Here is a 17,728-nt window from a genome sequence, read left to right on the forward strand (position 1 = left end):
GGCCGGCCCACGCGCCCGGCGAGCCGGCCGTGCAGCCGGCGGACGCGGGCCAGTGCCCGCGACCGGTGGCGGACGACGCCCGGCGACACCGCGAGCAGCAGCGGCAGCAGCCACCCGACCGCCGCGAGGACGACGTCGAGCGCGGCGCGGTCGAGCCCCGCCGCCACCGCGTCGGTGGCGGCGACGACGAGCAGGTGCAGTCCGAGCATGGCCGGCGTCACCGCGCCGCCCGCACCGGGGCCGGAGGCGTGGTGGTGCTGCCCGCTCGGCGCGAACATCAGGCAGAGGTGCCCGAGCGCCTGCGCGACCAGTGCGACGCCCGTGAGCCGGGGCAGGTCGACGGCGTCGCGCGGCGTCAGCGCGACCGCGAGCGGGAGGGCGACCGCGGTGACGACGAGCCCGGGGACCAGCTCGACCGAGCCGCCCGCGGCGACGTGCGCGACCAGCGCGCCGAAGGCGGCGACGCACCCCGCGAGCGCGCCGCGGGCCTGCCCGAAGCGCCGGGTCATGGAGCCATCACCGGGTGGTCACGGGGTCGTCGCGAGGCTCAGGCGTCCTTGGACGCCCGCAGCGCCTTCCAGCCGAGCGAGCCGAGGAGGCCGGCGATGATGAAGTTCACGACGATGAGGACGGTGTGGGCGACCCAGTAGCCGGTCGGGCGGTCCTCGCCGGTGTCGTAGGCGTGGTAGAGGTTCTTGGCGAAGTTGCCGAAGGAGAAGACGTTCCAGGCCGCGACGGCGAGGAGCAGGATGGCGTGCTTGCGCTCGAACTTCACCCCGCCATTGTCCCAGACGGCTCCACCTCGGCCGGACGCGGCTCCTCGCGCCGGCTGGTGTGCGCCCAGGCGGCGGCGTACAGGATCACCTGCGAGAAGTAGTTGATCCAGACCAGCAGGATCAGCGCGATCCCGAACGCCTGGAAGGCGGGCTGTCCGCGGGTGGCGGCGAGCAGCAGCCCCGAGAGCTGCTTGAGCACCTCGAACCCGATCGCGCCCAGGATCGCGCCCGACCACAGCGCACCCGCCGGCAGGTCCGGGCGCGCGAGCAGCCGGAACATCAGGAAGAAGAGCAGCGCCGACGCGGCCATGCCGACGACGAGACCGAGCAGGGCGACCAGCCAGCCGAGCTCGCCGCCGAGGTGGAGCAGGTCGAGGACGGCGCGCGAGGTGCGGGTGAGGACCGCGGACGCGACCACGCTGAGCAGCAGCACCACGCCCAGCACGGCGAGGGTGACCAGGTCGCGGATCTTGCCGACGACGAAGCTCGGCCGCATCCGCTCGGGCAGCGCGAACAGCACGCCCAGCGCCGACTGCAGCGACGACAGCCAGCCGAGGCCGGCGTACAGGACGCCGACCAGGCCGATCAGCCCGACCGTGCCCGAGGCCTGTTGGACGTCGGCGAGGTGGACGTCGTGCGGCCCGTTGCCCACCAGGCCGGGCAGCACCTCGTCGATGGCCTTGATCAGCGCGTCCTGCGCGTCGGGGAAGACCTTGGCGATCCAGCCGACCACGAAGAAGGCGAGCGCGAGGATCGGGAAGACGGAGAGGAAGCCGAAGTAGGTGACGCCGCCGGCCTGCTGGCTGCCCTGGACGGCGCTGTAGTGCTCCTGCGTGCGGACCACGTGATCGACGAGCGGCCACCGGTCACGGGCCTCCGTGACCTTCGCCTTCACGCGATCGACGAGCCTCATGTCAGCGGGAACGTCCGGCGGGACCGCCAGCCCACCTGCTCGTCGTGCACGTACAGGTGGAAGTCGGTGACGTCGAAAGCACACTCGAAGCCGGCCAGCTCGTCGAACGCCCGGTCGAGGGTCGGGTCGTCGAGGTGGTGCGCGATCGTGACGTGCGGGTGGTAGGGGAAGTGCAGGTCGACCCCGAGCGGTCCCCGTCGTACGACGTCGGCGAGCTGCTCGCACTGGGAGATTCCCTCGGCGAGTCCGACGAAGACGACGGGTGACACGGGCCGGAAGGTACCCGTCCCCCGCAGGTGCACACGGAAGGGACCGACCTCGCCCGCCGCCGACGCCAGGTGCGCCTCGATCTCGTCGAGGCCGTTGTCGATCTCGGTCGGCGGGATCAGTGTGATGTGGCTCGGCACGCCCTCGGCCGTCGGGTCGCCGATCGAGAGCCGGTAGTCGTAGAGCTCGGAGGCCCACGGCTCCGGGATCGCGACCGCGACGCCGATCACCGGCATCAGTCGACCTCCGGACGACGCTCCACCGGTGCCACGAACCCGATCCGCTGGTAGACGTCGCGCAGTGTCGCCTCGGCGACCGCACCGGCGGTCTCGGCTCCCTGGGCGAGCACCTGCATCAGGTGGTCCTGGTTGTCGAGCAGCTCGAGGGTGCGCTCGCGGAACGGGGTGACGAAGTCGACCACGACCTCGGCGAGCTCCTTCTTGAGGTCGCCGTACATGCGGCCGACGTACTGCTCCTCGAGGCTGGTGACGCTCTCGCCGGTCAGCGCGGAGTAGATGGTCAGCAGGTTGCTGACGCCCGGCTTGTCGGCCTGGTCGAAGCGGATCTCGGTGCCGGAGTCGGTGACCGCCGAGCGGATCTTCTTCGCGGTGAGCTTGGGGTCGTCGAGCATCTCGATGATGCCGTTGGGGCCCGAGCTCGACTTCGACATCTTGCGGGTCGGCTCCTGCAGGTCGTAGATCTTCGCGGTCGCCTTGAGGATGTAGGGCTCAGGCAGGCGGAAGGTCTTCTTGAACCGGCTGTTGAAGCGCTGGGCGAGGTCGCGGGTCAGCTCGAGGTGCTGGCGCTGGTCCTCGCCGACCGGGACGTAGTGGGGCCGGTAGAGCAGGATGTCGGCCGCCATCAGGATCGGGTAGGCGAACAGGCCGACGCTCGCCGCGCCCTCGCCGCCCTTGGCCGACTTGTCCTTGAACTGCGTCATCCGGCGCGCCTCGCCGAAGCCGGTCAGGCCGTTGAGGACCCAGCCCAGCTGCGCGTGCGCCGGCACGTGGCTCTGCACGAAGATCGCCGACCGCGCCGGGTCGACGCCCGCGGCGATCAGCTGGGCCGCGCTGCGCAGGGTGCGCTCGCGCAGCAGCTTGGGGTCCCAGTCGACCGTGATCGCGTGCTGGTCGGCGATGAAGAAAAACGGCTGGTGGTCGCGCTGCAGGTCCACCCACTGCCGGACCGCGCCCATGTAGTTGCCGAGGTGGAAGGAGTCGGCGGTCGGCTGGATCCCGGAGAGGACGCGCGGGCGCGCCCCTCCCTCGGGCGTGGCCGGCTGCGCGGTCTCCGGCACGGGCGGGTGCTCGGTGGTGGCGGACATGGGAGGGATTCTCTCAGGACACGGTCGATCTCCGTAAAGCCCCCGCCCTCGGCGGACGTCCGACCTAGCATCGGGACATGACGCCCCCTGCTCCCCTGCGGCGCGCACCCCGGGCGCTGGCCACGGCCAGCATCGCGCTCGCCGTCGTCCTCACGGCCCTGCAGGTCGCCCTTGCGGTCGCGGCCCTGAAGGATCGCGGCTCGGTCGACGAGCTCTTCGGCACGGGCGCGACGGCGACGCAGGACTGGATCGCGACCGCCACGGTCGCGGCCATCGTCGCGGGGTATGTCGTCTCGTGCCTCTGGCTGCAGCGCGCACGCACCAACGCCCGCCTGATCAGCCCCGACATCCCCCTCCAGCGCAGCTCGGTGTGGGTGTGGCTGGGCTGGATCGTGCCGGTCGTGAACCTGTGGTTCCCCTATCAGGTGGTGCGCGACATCCGCAACGGCAGCGTTCGCTTCGGGCAGACCGTCGGCGTCGGGCTGTGGTGGACCGCGTGGCTGGTCTACCTCCTCGTCCCGCGGGGGATCGATCGGGTGCGGGACGCTGACGCCAGGGCCAACCTCGACCTTCAGCTCAACCCGGACTTCGACGCCTTCCCGACGGCCGAGGTGGTCGCCGCGGTCGCCGTCGTCGTCGCATGCGCGCTGTGGTGCGCGCTGGTCGGCCAGATCACGGCCGCCCAGAAGGCTGCGCTCAGTGAGGCGACGCCGCCGGGCTCTCCGTCGGGCTCTCCGTCGGGCTCTCCGTCGGGCTCTCCGGCCGGCCCACCGTCGGCGGGAGCTCCGAGGCCGGGGTCGCCGGCGCTGCCGCCGGTGCCGCCGCGGTGGTCGCCGCACGGCGATGCGTGAGCGCCGAGACCACCAGGATCGCCGTACCGACGGCGGCGAGGACGGCGCCCACCAGCGCCGGCGCGCGGTAGCCGTGGCCGGCCGCGATCACGATGCCGCCGAGCCAGGCGCCCAGCGCGTTGGCGATATTGAGCGCCGCGTGGTTCATCGCCGCGCCGAGCGTGACCGCTCCCCCGGCGACGTCCATCAGGCGCAGCTGCAGGTTGACGACGAGCACTGACCCGGTGGCGGTGACCAGGAAGGCGACCGGCAGTAGCAGCCAGCCGTGCGGAGCGGCGACGTAGTAGACGAGCATCAGCACGATGCCGGTCGAGCCCGCGAGCAGCAGGCTGCGGAAGACCGACCAGGCGGCGAGCTCGCCCGCGAGCCAGGTGCCGACCACCATGCCGAGACCGAGCGCGAGCACGAAGAACGGGACCGTGCCGCGGTCGAGGCCGCCGACGACGGTGACCGTCTTGGCGATATAGGAGTAGACCGCGAACATCCCGCCGAAGCCGACCGCGCCCACCGCCATGGTCAGCCACACCTGCAGGCTGCCGAAGAACTCCCGCGCCTCCTTGCGTCCGCTCGCCTCCGGGTCGCCCGGCACCGACGGCACCAGCGCCAGCACCATCGCGACCGTCGCCAGCGCGAGCAGCCCGCCGAGCAGGTACGTCGTGCGCCAGCCCACCTGCTGGCCGAGGAAGGTGGCCAGCGGCACGCCGACGACATTGGCCACCGACAGCCCGAGCATCACGCTCGCGACCGCCCGCCCGCGCCGCTCGGGCGTCACCAGGCTCGCGGCCACCAGGCTCGCGACCCCGAAGTAGGCGCCGTGCGGCAGTCCGTCGAGGAAGCGGGCGAGCGCCAGCACGTCGTACGACGGGGCGACGGCGCTGAGCAGGTTGAACGCGGCGTAGGCGCCCATGAAGCCGACGAGCATCGCCCGCCGCGGCAGCGCCGCTCCGAAGAAGGCGAGGATCGGGACGCCGACCACGACACCCAGCGCGTACGCCGAGATCACATGCCCCGCGGTCGGGACCGACACGTCGACGCCGCGCGCGATCTCCGGCAGCACGCCCATCGTCATGAACTCGGTCGTGCCGATCGTGAACCCGCCCACCGCGAGCGCCAGGATCGCCAGCGCGGGACGGTGGTGGGACACCTCGGGTCGGACGTCGGCGGTGGTCGTCGTCGGCGCGGAGGTCACGTCAGGGTGCAACCCGGCCGTGGCCCGCGGGTATTCCTCGCTCACGCGAGGATCTCGGCACGCGCACCCGTCGCGCTCGGCACGCCGATCGGGGCCGGCTCGGGCTCCGCGGCGGGCCTGTGGCGTCCGCGCGCGGCGTTCATCGCCGGACGCTCGATGAGGAGCCAGCTCGCGGTGGCGAGCGCCAGCGTGCTGGGCAGCGCCAGGGCCGCGTGGACGTACGGGCCCCACGCAGTGCCGCCGAGCGCGGCGACCAGCTGCTGGCTCGGGAAGGCGTAGACGTAGGTGCCGAAGGAGATGTCGTGGCGCCGGAGCAGGCCGGGGCACGGCAGCACCTTGCCGAGCCACAGCAGCGCCAGGGTGAGCAGCGGGGCGGCCGCGCCGGGCCCCCAGACGCCGTCGAGCCGGACCAGGGCGACGAAGCCCGCGAACGCCGGGATCGCCGACCACCAGGTCAGCGGGATCACGTCCTGGAAGGCGTAGACCACCGCGCCGCCGAGGAAGAACGGCAGCAGTGGCACCAGTCGGGCCACCTCGCCGTTGCCGCCGAAGTAGCCGAGGGTCGTCGACGTGTGCGCGACCGCGAGGACCGACAGCCCGAACAGCGGCAGCAGCAGCTGGGGACGGCGGCGCAGGAGGGCGATCGACAGCAGGGCGCCGATGCTCAGGTAGCAGAGGAACTCGTAGTAGAGCGACCACAGCGAGCCGTTCCATGCGAGCGGATAGGGGTTGTCGGCGAGCGTGCCCGCGACGCCCCACTCGCGCATGCTCAGCCCGAGGTTGGAGACCAGGGCGTGCAGCGGCTGCGGCGCGGTGGTGAGGAAGCCGTTGAGGCTGCCGTTCTCCTTGAGGTACGCGATCGGCGCGAAGCCGAAGGTGACCACGATCAGCGAGACCAGGAAGCCCGGGTAGATCCGGCCGATGCGGTGGCTGAGGTACTCCATGAAGCGGGTGCGCACCCGGCTGCCGGTGATCAGGTAGCCGCTCAGGCAGAAGAAGCAGAAGACCGCCCAGGTGCCGAGATGATCACCGTTGAAGGTGAACCCGTAGCCGTTGCCGGAGAGCGTGAACGAGTGCGCGACCAGCACCAGGAGCGCCAGCCCGAGGCGGACCAGGTTGAGCGCGTTGCGCCGGGGGTCGAAGACCTCGCCGATGCTGTGGTCACGCCAGCTGCGCACCGGCGCCGCACGCCGACGTGCGCCAACCGAGAACGTCCCCACGCTCGCCAGGGTAGGCGCTCGTGGGGACGATCCGGGAAATGTCGGCCTCAGCCGGCCAGGTGTCCCCACTCCGCCGCCAGCCCCGACCAGGGCCCCACTGCCGCGACCCTCCCGTCGACCAGGACGACGACGCGGTCGGCCTGCGCCAGCGCCGCCCGCTTGGAGGTGGCGCCGATCACCGTGGTGTGCTGCTCGCGCAGCGCCGCCCACAGCTCGATCTCGGTGGCCGCGTCGAGCGCGCTCGACACGTCGTCGGCGAGCAGCAGCTCGGCGTCGGCGGCGAGGGCGCGGGCCAGGGCGAGCCGCTGGACCTGGCCGCCGGAGAGGCGGACGCCGCGGTGGCCGATGATCGCGTCGGGGCCGCCGGCCTCGGCGACGTCGTCGGTGAGGCGGGCGGTGGCGAGCGGCCGCTCGATGGCGCGGTCGTGGCCGAGCAGGATGTTGTCGGCGAAGGTGCCGGACAGCACCCGCGGGACCTGGGCGACGTGGGCGACCTGGCTGGGGCGCAGGAAGGTCTCGGCGTCGGTGACCTGGTCGCCGTTCCAGCACAGCGAGCCGCGGTGGTCGATCAGGCCGGCCAGCGACGAGAGCAGGCTGGACTTGCCCGAGCCGACCTGGCCGACGAGCAGGATCAGCTCGCCGCGCTCGACGGTGAGCGTGACGTCGCTCGCGCCGACGGTGCCGTCGTCGTGGACGGCGCCGTAGCCGGCCAGCTCGAGCCGGTCGAGCCGGACCCGCTCGGGCTCGGCGGGAGCGGGCGCGTCGCCGCTGACCAGGTCGACGCCGGCGGGCAGGTCCATCAGGTCCTTGCCGCCCGCAAAGCGCGCGGTCGCCCGCTGCCAGGCGCGCACGCCCGGCGCCTCGGTGACGACGGCGCCGGCCACCCGGCCGAACCAGTCGAATCCGTTGACCGCGGTCGCCACGAGCAGCGCGGTCGCGAGCCCCCAGACGTCCCAGAGGTAGAGCGCCCACGCCGCGACGACACCGACCTGCACCATCACGATCGGGACGCCGTCGAGGACCGCCTGCACCCGGTGCTCGAAGACGGCCGCCTCGACGCGACCGGCGTCGACGCGGCGCAGGTGCGCGTGGACCTGCGGCGTGCGGCCGGCGAGCTTGACGGTGCGCGCGGACTCGACGGCCGAGACCACCGCCCGGCCGAAGCGGGCGCGGGCGGCCGAGGAGCGCGCCGCCGAGCGGCCCGCGATCGGCCGGCCGATGGACGACGCGAGCGCGCTGGTGACCATCACGACGATGAGCACGCCGCCGGCGAGCCAGGTGCCGCCGGCGACCATGGTGATCGCGGCGATGAGGAGGCCGTTGGTGAAGTCGACCCAGCGGTCGGCGTAGCGGGCGTAGCGGTCGGCGTCCATCGACCGCGCCACCACCTCGCCCGGAGGCGTGCGCGGCAGCCGACGCGGCGCGACCTGGCCGAGGAGCACGCTCATCCGGACGCGGAGCATGACCTCGATCCACCAGCGCGGATAGCGCCGGAAGGCGTCGGCGAGCAGGAAGGGCGCGACCAGCAGGGTCAGCACCAGCACCGCGGTCAGCGCGGTGACCGACTCGCCCCGCTCGAGCCGGACGACGACCTGCCCCCACACGAAGCCGGTGATCGCGCCGAGCGGCGCGAAGATCGTGCCGCCGAGGAACAGCAGGACGGAGTAGGCGCCCCACCACGGGCGCACCCAGAAGGCGTTCCAGGTGCCCCGCGCGAGGGAGGAGCCGACGCCGACCTCGGGGCGCTCGGGCGGCGTGCCGGTACGGCGGCGCCCGCCGACGGCGCCCTCGACCTCGACTGCCTCGGCGTCGTCGAAGCCCTCGGTGTCGCTGGCCTCGAGCAGCCGCCGGAACGGTCCGTCGACGACGGCGAGCTCGTCGCGCAGTCCGTGCTGGATCACCCGGCCGTGGTCGAGGACGGCGACCGCCTCGGCCCGCTCGATGGTGCTCAGCCGGTGGGCGACCAGGATGCCGGTGCGGCCGCTGATCAGCCGGTCGGCCGCCGCGACGACGCGCGCCTCGGTGACCGGGTCCATCCGCGCGGTCGCCTCGTCGAGGACGACGACCTGGACGTGCCGCACCAGCAGCCGGGCGAAGGCGACCAGCTGCTCCTCACCCGCCGACAGCGTGGTGCCGCCGGGGCCGAGCAGTGTGTCGAGCCCGTCGGGCAGGCCGGCGACCCACTCGGTCAGGCCGAGCTCGTCGACGGCCGCCTCGATCTCCTCGCGCGGCACCGGCGCGAAGAGCGCGATGTTGTCGGCGAGCGAGCCGGCCAGGATCTCGGTGCGCTGGGTGACCACGCCGACCCGGCGGCGCAGCTCGTGGAGGTCGATGCCGGTGATGTCGGCGCCGCCCAGGAAGATCGCGCCCGGCGGCGGCTCGACCGCGCGCGAGAGCAGCGAGGCGAGGGTCGACTTGCCGGAGCCGGTGCGGCCGACGAGCGCGAGCGTGTGGCCGGCCTCGACGTACAGGTCGACCTCGCGCAGCCCGAAGGACCCCTCGGCGTAGGAGAAGTCGAGGTGGCGGATGCGCAGGTCGAGCGCGCCGGCGGGCACCGGCGCGCCGCCGACCGGCTCGGCCTCGACCGAGAGCAGCTGGCGCAGCCGCAGGACGGCGCCCAGGCCGGCCTGGATGTCGGGCAGCTGGTGGGCGAGGTTGTTGATCTGGCCGACGAAGATCGTCGTCACCAGGAAGAGGGTGACCAGCCGGGCGACGCCGAGGTGGTCGCCGCTGACCAGCACCACGCCGGCGACGGCGATCGCCGCGAGCAGGCCGTGGAGCAGCAGCCCGACCCGGACCGCGAGCCGCGCCTCGACGTGGAGCACCCGCCGGAACTTCTCGTGGACGTCGGCCGACAGCCGCGCGAGCCGTCGTACGGCGAACGCCTGGCCGAGGCTGGTGCGCAGGTCGTCACGACCCGCGATGCCCTCCTCCAGGGCGGCGGCGTGGTCGGTCCAGGCGGCCTCCTCGATGACCTTGCGGCGCGCGATCTCGACGAGCGAGGGCCGCATCACCACGACCGTCACCGCGCCGACGACCGGGAACAGCACGAACGCCGGCCACCAGGTGAAGCCGGCGACCAGCCACATCGGGAGCGCGGCGAACGCGGTGCGCATCGCCATCCAGATCTGCTGGCGCAGCAGGGTGCCGACCTCGTGGGTGTCGTCGTCGACCCGGTCGAGGACCTCGCCCACCGCCTGCTCGGTGAGATGGGCCAGCGGCTGCTGCAGGGCCGCGCTCAACAGGTCGCCGCGCAGCCGCCCCTCGGCACGGTCGACCACGCCGGCCCACACGACGCGGCCGGTGGTGTCGATCGTCGCTGCGCCCACCACGAACAGCGCCAGCCAGCCGACCAGCGCCGTGGTCGGGTGGTCGGCGAGCCGGCCCGCGACGACGGTGCCGAGCGCCTGCCCGAGCGCCGCGATGGCGACCGCGGCGACCGCGAACCCGGCGGCCGGCGTACGCATCCGGCGCCAGTCGACGCGGCGGCTGGGGTCGTCGGCGCGCGCGGCCGGGTCGGTCGTGTCAGCGGGGCGGGTGAGCGTCGAGGTCATCGCCCGCCAGCGTATGTTCCGGCACCGACACTTCGCCTCCGAGTTTCTTCCGGCCGGAGACGGCAGGCGCCGGATGTCCGCGGGCTCAGAGGTGCTTGAGCGCCTCGCGGCGACTGAGCGGGCTCAGCGCGTGGTCGTCGGCGTAGGCGCGGACCCAGTCGGGGTCGACCCGCGCCGCCTCGCGCAGGGACCAGCCGACCGCCTTGCGGATGAAGAACTCGCCGTCGCCGAGGTTGGGCTCGAGGACGGCGGCGAGCAGGTCGAGGTCGATCCGGTCGCGGCGGCCGAGCTGGCCGAGGATCGCGAGCCGGCGTACCCAGAGGGACTCGTCGCGCGACCAGCGCCGCACGATGGCGGCCGTCTCGATCGGGTGGACGTCGTGCAGGTCGGCGATCCGGTGGGCCGCCTCGTCGACGTGGTCCCACCAGGCGCCGGTGCGGGCGACGTGCTCGTGCAGGGGCACGAGCGACAGGTCGCCCCGCAGGGGGCGGAGCCCGAGCAGGGCCGCGGCGGCGTAGCGCTCCTCGCGATGGGTGGCGTCGTCCCAGAGCTCGCGCGCGGCGGCGACGAGGACGGCGGGCTCACGCTCGCCGCGCTCCTTCACGAGCGCCCGGACCAGCCGCCGTACCTCGGGCACGCGGACGCCGAGGAAGGGCATCGCCGACTTCATGTACGCCTGCTGGCCCGGCGCCAGAGACGCGTCAGCCGCGGCCCGCAACGAGGTGCGGACCGCGGCTGACAGGGTCACGTCGCTCAGAAGGCGGCCAGCGCCTCGTTGAGCGTGGCGCTGGGACGCATCACGGCCGAGGTCTTCTCGGCGTCGGGGCGGTAGTAGCCGCCGATGTCGGCCGGGCTGCCCTGGACGGCGATCAGCTCGGCGGCGATCGTCTCCTCGTTGGCGCGCAGCGTCTCGGCGAGCGACTTGAAGGCGGCCGCCAGGTCGGCGTCGACGGTCTGGTTGGCCAGCTCCTCGGCCCAGTAGAGCGCCAGGTAGAAGTGCGAGCCACGGTTGTCGGTCGTGCCGAGCTTGCGGCCCGGCGAGCGGTCCTCGTTGAGGAAGGTGCCGGTGGCGCGGTCGAGCGCGTCGGCCAGGACCTGCGCGGCGGGGGCGCCGGCCTGCTCGGCGTACTTCTCCAGCGACGGGACGAGCGCGAAGAACTCACCCAGGCTGTCCCAGCGCAGGTAGTTCTCCTCGACCAGCTGCTGCACGTGCTTGGGCGCCGAGCCGCCCGCGCCGGTCTCGAACAGACCGCCGCCGGCGATCAGCGGGACGACGGAGAGCATCTTCGCCGAGGTGCCGAGCTCGAGGATCGGGAACAGGTCGGTGTTGTAGTCGCGCAGCACGTTGCCGGTGACCGAGATCGTGTCCTCGCCCTTGCGCATCCGCTCGAGCGAGTACGCCGTCGCGAGCGTCGGCGCGAGGATCTCGATGGTAAGGCCCTCGGTGTCGTGCTGCGGCAGGTAGGCCTTGACCTTCTTGATGAGCTCGGCGTCGTGGGCGCGCGACTCGTTGAGCCAGAAGATCGCCGGCGTCTGCGACGCACGGGCCCGGGTGACGGCGAGCTTGACCCAGTCCTGGACGGGGATGTCCTTGGTCTGGCAGGCGCGCCAGATGTCGCCGGCCTGGACGTCGTGCTCGATGAGGACGTCGCCGTTGGAGGCGAGGACCCGGACGGTGCCGGCCTCGGCGATCTCGAAGGTCTTGTCGTGCGAGCCGTACTCCTCGGCCGCCTGCGCCATCAGACCGACGTTGGGGACGGTGCCGATGGTGGCCGGGTCGAGCGGGCCGTTCTTCTTCACGTCGTCGATGACGGCCTGGTAGACGCCGGCGTACGACGAGTCCGGGATCACCGCGAGGGTGTCGTCCTCGCCGCCGTCGACGCCCCACAGCCGGCCGCCGTTGCGGACCAGCGCCGGCATCGACGCGTCGACGATGACGTCGGAGGGGACGTGCAGGTTGGTGATGCCCTTGTCGGAGTTGACGTAGGACAGGCGCGGCCCGGCGGACAGCGCGGCGTCGAACGCCGCCTTGATCTCGGCGCCGTTGTCGAGCGCGTCGAGGCCGGCGAGGATCGCGCCGAGGCCGTCGTTGGCCGAGAGGCCCGCGGCGGCGAGCTGGTCGCCGTACTGGGCGAAGACGTCGGCGAAGTAGGCCTTGACGACGTGGCCGAAGATGATCGGGTCGGACACCTTCATCATGGTCGCCTTGAGGTGGACCGAGAACAGCACGTCCTGGGCCTTGGCCTCGGCGAGCGCGTTGCGCAGGAAGGCCTGCAGGTGCGCGGCGTCCATCTTGGTGGCGTCGATGATCTCGCCGGCGAGGACCTTCAGGCCCTCCTTGAGGACGACGGTGTCGCCGGCCTCGGTCTCGAGCACGATCGACAGCGTGTCGTCGGCGGCGAGGGTCACGGACTTCTCGTTGCTCGCGAAGTCGTGCTCGCCCATGGTGGCGACATTGGTCTTCGAGCCGTCGGCGAACGGCTTGTTGGTGTGGGGGTGCGTCTTGGCGTAGTTCTTCACCGACGCGGGCGCGCGACGGTCGGAGTTGCCCTCGCGCAGGACCGGGTTGACCGCGGAGCCCTTGACCTTGTCGTACTTGGCCCGGATCTCCTTCTCCTCCTCGGTCGCCGGCGCCTCGGGGTAGTCGGGGACGGCGAAGCCCTGCTCCTGCAGCTCCTTGATCGCGGCCTTGAGCTGCGGGATGGAGGCGGAGATGTTGGGCAGCTTGATGATGTTGGCCTCGGGCGTCTTGGCGAGCTCGCCGAGCTCCGTCAGCGCGTCGTCGGCGAGGCCGAACTGCGCGAGGATGCGCGCCGCGACGGAGATGTCGCGGGTCTCGAAGGCGACCCCGGCCTTGGCGGCGTACGCCTCGACGATGGGGAGGAAGGAGTACGTCGCGAGCAGCGGCGCCTCGTCGGTGTGGGTGTAGATGATGCTCGACATGTTCCGGCGTCACTCCTGAGCGTGGGTGAGATTGCTTGACATCAAGATATCTGACGGGGCCAGCTCGACGGAACCCGCGGCCCCGGTCAGCCTCGCCTCCGCTCGATACGGCCGTCAATGGCTAGGGTTGGGACGTAGCCCGGCTGGTATTTCGGGAGCCGAACCGAGGAGATGACATGACTGAAGACGCTGCGGCCCTGACCGCGACACCCCCCAACCTGACGCAGAAGCTCCTCGCGGAGCTCGTCGGCACCTTCGTGCTGGTGTTCGTCGGCTGCGGCGCCGCCGTCACCACCGGCGCCGACCTCGCCGCCACCGGCCTCGCGTTCGGCATCGCGATCGTCGTGATGGCCTACGCCTTCGGCCGGATCTCGGGCGGCCACTTCAACCCCGCCGTCTCCGTCGGCGCGGCGCTCGCGGGTCGCATCGCCTGGCGCGAGGCGGGCCTCTACTCCGCCGCGCAGACCGTCGGCGCCCTCATCGGCGGTCTCGCCCTGGCCACCACGGTCGCGGCCAGCGACGTGGGCTGGAGCTTCGGCGACCCGCTCGGCAGCAACGGCTTCGGCGGTGTCGGCCAGGTCGAGCTGCTCGGCGCGCTGCTCATCGAGATCATCTTGACCTTCATCTTCCTGACCGTGATCCTGGGCGTCACCGACGAGCGCAACGACACCGTCGCCTTCGCCCCGCTGGCCATCGGCCTGGCACTCGCGGCGATCCACTTCGTCGCGATCCGTGCGACCGGTACGTCGGTCAACCCGGCCCGCTCGATCGGCGTCGCCTTCTTCTCCGGCTCCGAGGCCATCAAGGACCTCTGGCTGTTCATCGTCGCCCCGCTCATCGGCGGCGCGCTGGCCGGCGTCCTCTACCCGCTGCTCTTCGGCCGCGGCTCCGAGCCGGTGCCCGGCTCGGGCTTCGGCGGCGGCGCCCGCCCGGTCGCCGTCCCGGGCTTCGGCGCGCCGAACGCGTTCGAGCAGCAGTGGAACCAGCAGCAGGGCTACGGCCAGCAGGTGCAGTCGCAGCCGCAGCAGGTCCCGTCGCAGCAGCAGCCGATCATCCAGGACGGCTGGCAGTGGGACCCGGCCACCCAGCAGTGGATCCCGGCCCAGCAGCCCGCCGCTCCGGCCGCTCCCGACCCGCAGCAGGGCGGTCAGTCCGGCTGGGCGCCGCCGCCGGGTGAGCAGACGCAGGTCCGCCCGCCGCAGTAACGGCCGGACTCTCTCGTCAACGGGGCGTCAACGGGGCTCGTCGTACGCGACGAGCCCCGTTTCGTTCGTCCTGACCAGCCCGACGCCCTTCGCGTAGACCTCCGTGCGCAGGCCGCCGCCGTCACGGACCTCGACGGTCACCGTGTCGTCGTACGTCGCCAGCGGGACCTCGGTCTCCTGCCCCAGGTCCTCGACCGTCACCACCGTCTCCGGCCCGGCGCGGAAGCCGTCGCCGACCCGCGGGTGCGCGGGCATCGCCAGCCCGGCCTCGGCACCGCCGACACCGGCCGTCCACTCCCCCTCGCGCCCGAACCACCACACGTTGCCGGCGCGGTCCTGGGCGAAGTGGTCGCGGGTCGGCGTCCCGCCCTCGACAGTGCGGACCAGCGTCGTCGTACGGATGCCGAGGATGGTCGGCCCGGCGACGACGTCCGCGACGATCTGCGGCGCGGCGGCGCTGTCGCCGTACGTCCAGCGGGCGCCGGGGCGCAGCGGCAGCCACGGGTTGTCGACGGCGGCCACGAAGTCGGACGGGTGCGGGTCGGGCGTCGGGATGACCAGCGTGTCGACGCCGGCCGGCGGGCTCGGCTCGGCCGCGGAGCCGCAGCCGGCGAGCACCAGGACGGCGCCCGCGGCGACGGCGGCCAGGGCGGCGCGAGGAGGGATCCGCATGGCGCTCATCGTCTCGCACCCGTGCCCGGGTCCCCGCGGCGGCCCGGGCGCTGCTAGCGTCCCTGGGAGTCCCACCGCAACCCTCTTGAGGAGACCCAGTGAGCACCACCCCGCTCAAGGTGGCCGTGACCGGCGCGGCCGGCCAGATCGGCTACAGCCTGCTCTTCCGCATCGCCAGCGGCGCGATCGCGGGCGACCGTCCCGTCGAGCTGCGTCTGCTCGAGATCGAGCCGGCCCTGAAGGCCCTCGAGGGCGTCGTGATGGAGCTCGACGACTGCGCGTTCCCGAACCTCGCCGGCGTCCAGATCGGCTCCGACCCGGAGAAGATCTTCGACGGCGTCAACCTCGCCCTGCTCGTCGGCGCGCGCCCGCGCGGCCCGGGCATGGAGCGCGGCGACCTGCTCTCCGCCAACGGCGCGATCTTCACCGCCCAGGGCCAGGCCCTCAACAAGGTGGCGGCCGACGACGTACGCATCGGCGTGACCGGCAACCCGGCCAACACCAACGCGCTCATCGCCGCGAGCAACGCCCCCGACATCCCCAAGGAGCGGTTCTCGGCGCTGACCCGCCTCGACCACAACCGCGCGATGTCGCAGCTGGCCGCCAAGACCGGCGCCGCCGTGACCGACATCAAGAAGGTCACCATCTGGGGCAACCACTCGGCCACCCAGTACCCCGACATCTTCCACGCCGAGATCGCCGGCAAGAACGCCGCCGAGGTCGTGAACGACCAGGCCTGGATCGCCGACACCTTCATCCCGACCGTCGCCAAGCGCGGCGCCGCGATCATCGACGCCCGTGGCGCCTCCTCGGCCGCCTCCGCCGCGTCCGCGACCTGCGACGCCGCCCGCGACTGGCTCAACGGCACCCCGGCCGGCGACTGGGTCTCGATGGCCGTCGTCTCCGACGGCTCCTACGGCGTCCCGGAGGGCCTCGTGTCGTCCTTCCCGGTCACCACCGCCGACGGCGACTGGAGCATCGTCCAGGGCCTGGAGATCGACGACTTCTCGCGCGGCAAGATCGACGCGTCGGTCGCCGAGCTGGCGGACGAGAAGGCCGCGGTCACCGAGCTCGGCCTGATCTGAGCCCGACGCACCTCGCACCGACGACGAAGCCCCGGCCGGACGGCCGGGGCTTCGTCGTCTCTCGGCTACGAGCGCGCCGGGTGATCGAGCAGCTCGACCCGGCAGAAACTTCCGCCGGGTCAGTGCATTTCGCGAGCTAGTTTGTGCCGGGTCGGCGCAGATCGCGAGCTTGTTTGTGCCGGGTCGGCGCTCAGACCGGCTGCTCCGGGATGCTCCCGGCGAGGAACACCAGGGCGATCGCCACCCCGAGCAGAATCCCCACGTCGAGCAGCCGATGGCGCACGGCCAGCATCCCGGCGTCCTTCTCCGGCAGGCTCAGCCGCAGCAGCGCAGCCACACCGAGCGCCCCGGCGATGATCCGCAGGCCCAGCCGCCACTCGGTGAGCGCGACCACGACCAGTCCGACGCCGACCCCGAGCAGGACGACCAGGTAGCCGACCCCACCGATGGTGGACGGGTAGCGGCGTGGCTGCGCGGGGGGCGGTGGCTCCGGCGGCGAGGCCGGCTCCGGGGACTCGTCGTTCAGTGCGCTGCCTTCCCGCTCTCGCGCGCCGCCTGCTTCTCGGCCATGGTGACGACGTTCGCGAGCAGCATGGCGCGGGTCATCGGGCCGACGCCACCGGGGTTGGGCGAGACCCAGCCCGCGGTGTCCCAGACGTCGGCGGCGACGTCGCCGGCGATCTTGCCGTCGACCCGACTCACACCGACGTCGAGGACGGCGGCGCCGGGCTTGACCATGTCGCCGGTGATGATGTCCGGTACGCCGGCCGCGGCGACCACGATGTCGGCCTTGCGGACGTGCGCGGCGAGGTCGACGGTGCCGGTGTGGCACAGCGTGACGGTGGCGTTCTCGCTGCGGCGGGTGAGCAGCAGCCCGAGCGGCCGGCCGACGGTGATGCCACGGCCCACGACCACGACCTCCGCGCCGGCGATCGGCACGTCGTGGCGCCGCAACAGCTCGACGATCCCGTACGGCGTACAGGGCAGCGGCGCCTCGTTGCCGAGCACCAGCCACCCGAGGTTGGTCGGGTGCAGGCCGTCGGCGTCCTTGGCGGGGTCGATCAGCCCGAGGACCCGGTTCTCGTCACGCCCGCGCGGCAGCGGCAGCTGGACGATGTAGCCGGTGCAGGCGGGGTCGGCGTTGAGGCCGGCGACGGCCTCCTCGATCTCCTCCTGCGTGGCGACCTCGGGCAGGTCGACCCGGATCGAGGCGATGCCGACCTCGGCGCAGTCCTTGTGCTTGCCGTTGACGTACCAGCGCGAGCCGGGGTCGTCGCCGACCAGCACCGTGCCGAGACCGGGGGTGATGCCCTGCTCGCGGAGCTTGTCGATGCGGACGCGCAGCTCGTCCTTGATGGCGGCCGCGGTCGCGTTGCCGTCGAGCTTCTGTGCAGTCACGGGAGGAATCCTTCCAGATCAGAACGAACGACCCACGCGGAGCCGGGCGGCCGGGCTGCGAGCCCGGCACCCGGACCCTGAGCCACGGGGCGAATCAAGTCGGCTGACGTGGGGACGCCGAGCGACGGAGCGGAGAGAGCGAGGCACGAGCGACCGGAGCGCAGGAATCGGCGTTCCCACGCGCCGACCGTCTGGCCGCCAGACGTTCCCCGCACCGCGCGAACCTCGACCGCGAGGCCGGCAGCGTGGCGCGAGGAACGAGCGACACGCTCGGCCCAGACGACCGTGGCGCGAGGAACGAGCGACACGCTCGGCCCAGACGACCGTGGCG

At 72.7% G+C, this 17,728-nt stretch carries 15 protein-coding genes and 1 pseudogene; 3 read left to right on the top strand and 13 right to left on the bottom strand.

Going from position 1 to position 17,728, the window contains the following annotated elements:
• The 5 genes from AB4880_RS14830 to trpS form a co-directional block, all read right to left on the bottom strand.
• Positions 1 to 509 (bottom strand): hypothetical protein (locus AB4880_RS14830; protein WP_367919993.1); only part of this gene is annotated, 509 nt, incomplete at its 3' end.
• A 38-nt stretch (positions 510 to 547) separates the two neighbouring features.
• Positions 548 to 775: an SCO4848 family membrane protein gene (locus tag AB4880_RS14835; RefSeq protein WP_367919994.1), complete on the bottom strand. Its 228-nt coding sequence runs from the start codon at positions 773 to 775 to the stop codon at positions 548 to 550.
• Positions 772 to 1,689, bottom strand: coding sequence for a YihY/virulence factor BrkB family protein (locus AB4880_RS14840; protein WP_367919995.1), 918 nt, complete (start codon positions 1,687 to 1,689; stop codon positions 772 to 774). Before AB4880_RS14840 ends, AB4880_RS14835 begins: the two co-directional genes overlap by 4 nt.
• A complete protein-coding gene (locus AB4880_RS14845) occupies positions 1,686 to 2,192 on the bottom strand; it encodes a 2'-5' RNA ligase family protein (RefSeq protein WP_367919996.1) in 507 nt (168 codons plus the stop codon). Before AB4880_RS14845 ends, AB4880_RS14840 begins: the two co-directional genes overlap by 4 nt.
• Positions 2,192 to 3,280 (bottom strand): tryptophan--tRNA ligase, encoded by a 1,089-nt coding sequence (gene trpS, locus AB4880_RS14850; RefSeq protein ID WP_367919997.1) that lies wholly within the window; start codon positions 3,278 to 3,280, stop codon positions 2,192 to 2,194. Before trpS ends, AB4880_RS14845 begins: the two co-directional genes overlap by 1 nt.
• Before the next feature lie 77 nt (positions 3,281 to 3,357).
• On the opposite strand from trpS, the pseudogene AB4880_RS14855 reads away from it, so the two are divergent.
• Positions 3,358 to 3,933 (top strand): annotated as a pseudogene (locus AB4880_RS14855) (DUF4328 domain-containing protein); the annotation flags it as partial.
• Between the two features lie 43 nt (positions 3,934 to 3,976).
• On the opposite strand, the gene AB4880_RS14860 reads toward AB4880_RS14855, so the two are convergent.
• From AB4880_RS14860 to AB4880_RS14880, 5 genes are all read right to left on the bottom strand, one after another.
• Complete coding sequence (locus tag AB4880_RS14860) at positions 3,977 to 5,365, bottom strand: MFS transporter (RefSeq protein ID WP_367919998.1); 1,389 nt, start codon at positions 5,363 to 5,365, stop codon at positions 3,977 to 3,979.
• Entirely contained in the window at positions 5,362 to 6,540 is a 1,179-nt protein-coding gene (locus tag AB4880_RS14865; protein ID WP_367919999.1) for an acyltransferase family protein, read from the bottom strand. Before AB4880_RS14865 ends, AB4880_RS14860 begins: the two co-directional genes overlap by 4 nt.
• 47 nt (positions 6,541 to 6,587) lie before the next feature.
• Entirely contained in the window at positions 6,588 to 10,094 is a 3,507-nt protein-coding gene (locus tag AB4880_RS14870; RefSeq protein ID WP_367920000.1) for an ATP-binding cassette domain-containing protein, read from the bottom strand.
• An 85-nt stretch (positions 10,095 to 10,179) separates the two neighbouring features.
• A complete protein-coding gene (locus AB4880_RS14875) occupies positions 10,180 to 10,842 on the bottom strand; it encodes a DNA alkylation repair protein (protein WP_367920001.1) in 663 nt (220 codons plus the stop codon).
• A gap of 5 nt (positions 10,843 to 10,847) precedes the next feature.
• The gene (locus AB4880_RS14880; protein WP_367920002.1) at positions 10,848 to 13,037 is read right to left on the bottom strand and encodes an NADP-dependent isocitrate dehydrogenase; all 2,190 of its coding nucleotides are present in this window, start codon (positions 13,035 to 13,037) and stop codon (positions 10,848 to 10,850) included.
• Between the two features lie 176 nt (positions 13,038 to 13,213).
• Here AB4880_RS14880 and AB4880_RS14885 point away from each other — a divergent pair, with 176 nt between their 5' ends.
• Positions 13,214 to 14,242 (top strand): aquaporin, encoded by a 1,029-nt coding sequence (locus AB4880_RS14885; protein WP_367920003.1) that lies wholly within the window; start codon positions 13,214 to 13,216, stop codon positions 14,240 to 14,242.
• 27 nt (positions 14,243 to 14,269) lie between these two features.
• Here the strand turns inward: AB4880_RS14885 and AB4880_RS14890 are convergent, their stop codons facing one another.
• The gene (locus tag AB4880_RS14890) at positions 14,270 to 14,914 is read right to left on the bottom strand and encodes a hypothetical protein (protein ID WP_367920004.1); all 645 of its coding nucleotides are present in this window, start codon (positions 14,912 to 14,914) and stop codon (positions 14,270 to 14,272) included.
• 98 nt (positions 14,915 to 15,012) lie between these two features.
• On the opposite strand from AB4880_RS14890, the gene AB4880_RS14895 reads away from it, so the two are divergent.
• Positions 15,013 to 15,999, top strand: a complete 987-nt coding sequence (locus tag AB4880_RS14895; RefSeq protein ID WP_367920005.1) for a malate dehydrogenase — start codon at positions 15,013 to 15,015, stop codon at positions 15,997 to 15,999.
• 190 nt (positions 16,000 to 16,189) lie between these two features.
• Here AB4880_RS14895 and AB4880_RS14900 read toward each other — a convergent pair whose 3' ends face one another.
• Both AB4880_RS14900 and AB4880_RS14905 read right to left on the bottom strand, forming a co-directional pair.
• Positions 16,190 to 16,639, bottom strand: coding sequence for a DUF3017 domain-containing protein (locus tag AB4880_RS14900; RefSeq protein WP_367920165.1), 450 nt, complete (start codon positions 16,637 to 16,639; stop codon positions 16,190 to 16,192).
• Entirely contained in the window at positions 16,522 to 17,397 is an 876-nt protein-coding gene (locus AB4880_RS14905; protein WP_367920006.1) for a bifunctional methylenetetrahydrofolate dehydrogenase/methenyltetrahydrofolate cyclohydrolase, read from the bottom strand. Before AB4880_RS14905 ends, AB4880_RS14900 begins: the two co-directional genes overlap by 118 nt.
• Positions 17,398 to 17,728: the final 331 nt, after the last annotated feature.

The organism is Nocardioides ginsengisoli (assembly GCF_039537225.1).
Taxonomy (GTDB): domain Bacteria; phylum Actinomycetota; class Actinomycetes; order Propionibacteriales; family Nocardioidaceae; genus Nocardioides; species Nocardioides ginsengisoli.

What these genes read in the sequence shown, in the direction of transcription:
- AB4880_RS14870 (WP_367920000.1), bottom strand. Translation starts at nt 10,094, where the DNA reads ATGACCTCGACGCTCACCCGCCCCGCTGACACGACCGACCCGGCCGCG.
- AB4880_RS14885 (WP_367920003.1), top strand. Translation starts at nt 13,214, where the DNA reads ATGACTGAAGACGCTGCGGCCCTGACCGCGACACCCCCCAACCTGACG.
- AB4880_RS14890 (WP_367920004.1), bottom strand. Translation starts at nt 14,914, where the DNA reads ATGCGGATCCCTCCTCGCGCCGCCCTGGCCGCCGTCGCCGCGGGCGCC.
- AB4880_RS14880 (WP_367920002.1), bottom strand. Translation starts at nt 13,037, where the DNA reads ATGTCGAGCATCATCTACACCCACACCGACGAGGCGCCGCTGCTCGCG.
- AB4880_RS14840 (WP_367919995.1), bottom strand. Translation starts at nt 1,689, where the DNA reads ATGAGGCTCGTCGATCGCGTGAAGGCGAAGGTCACGGAGGCCCGTGAC.
- trpS (WP_367919997.1), bottom strand. Translation starts at nt 3,280, where the DNA reads ATGTCCGCCACCACCGAGCACCCGCCCGTGCCGGAGACCGCGCAGCCG.
- AB4880_RS14845 (WP_367919996.1), bottom strand. Translation starts at nt 2,192, where the DNA reads ATGCCGGTGATCGGCGTCGCGGTCGCGATCCCGGAGCCGTGGGCCTCC.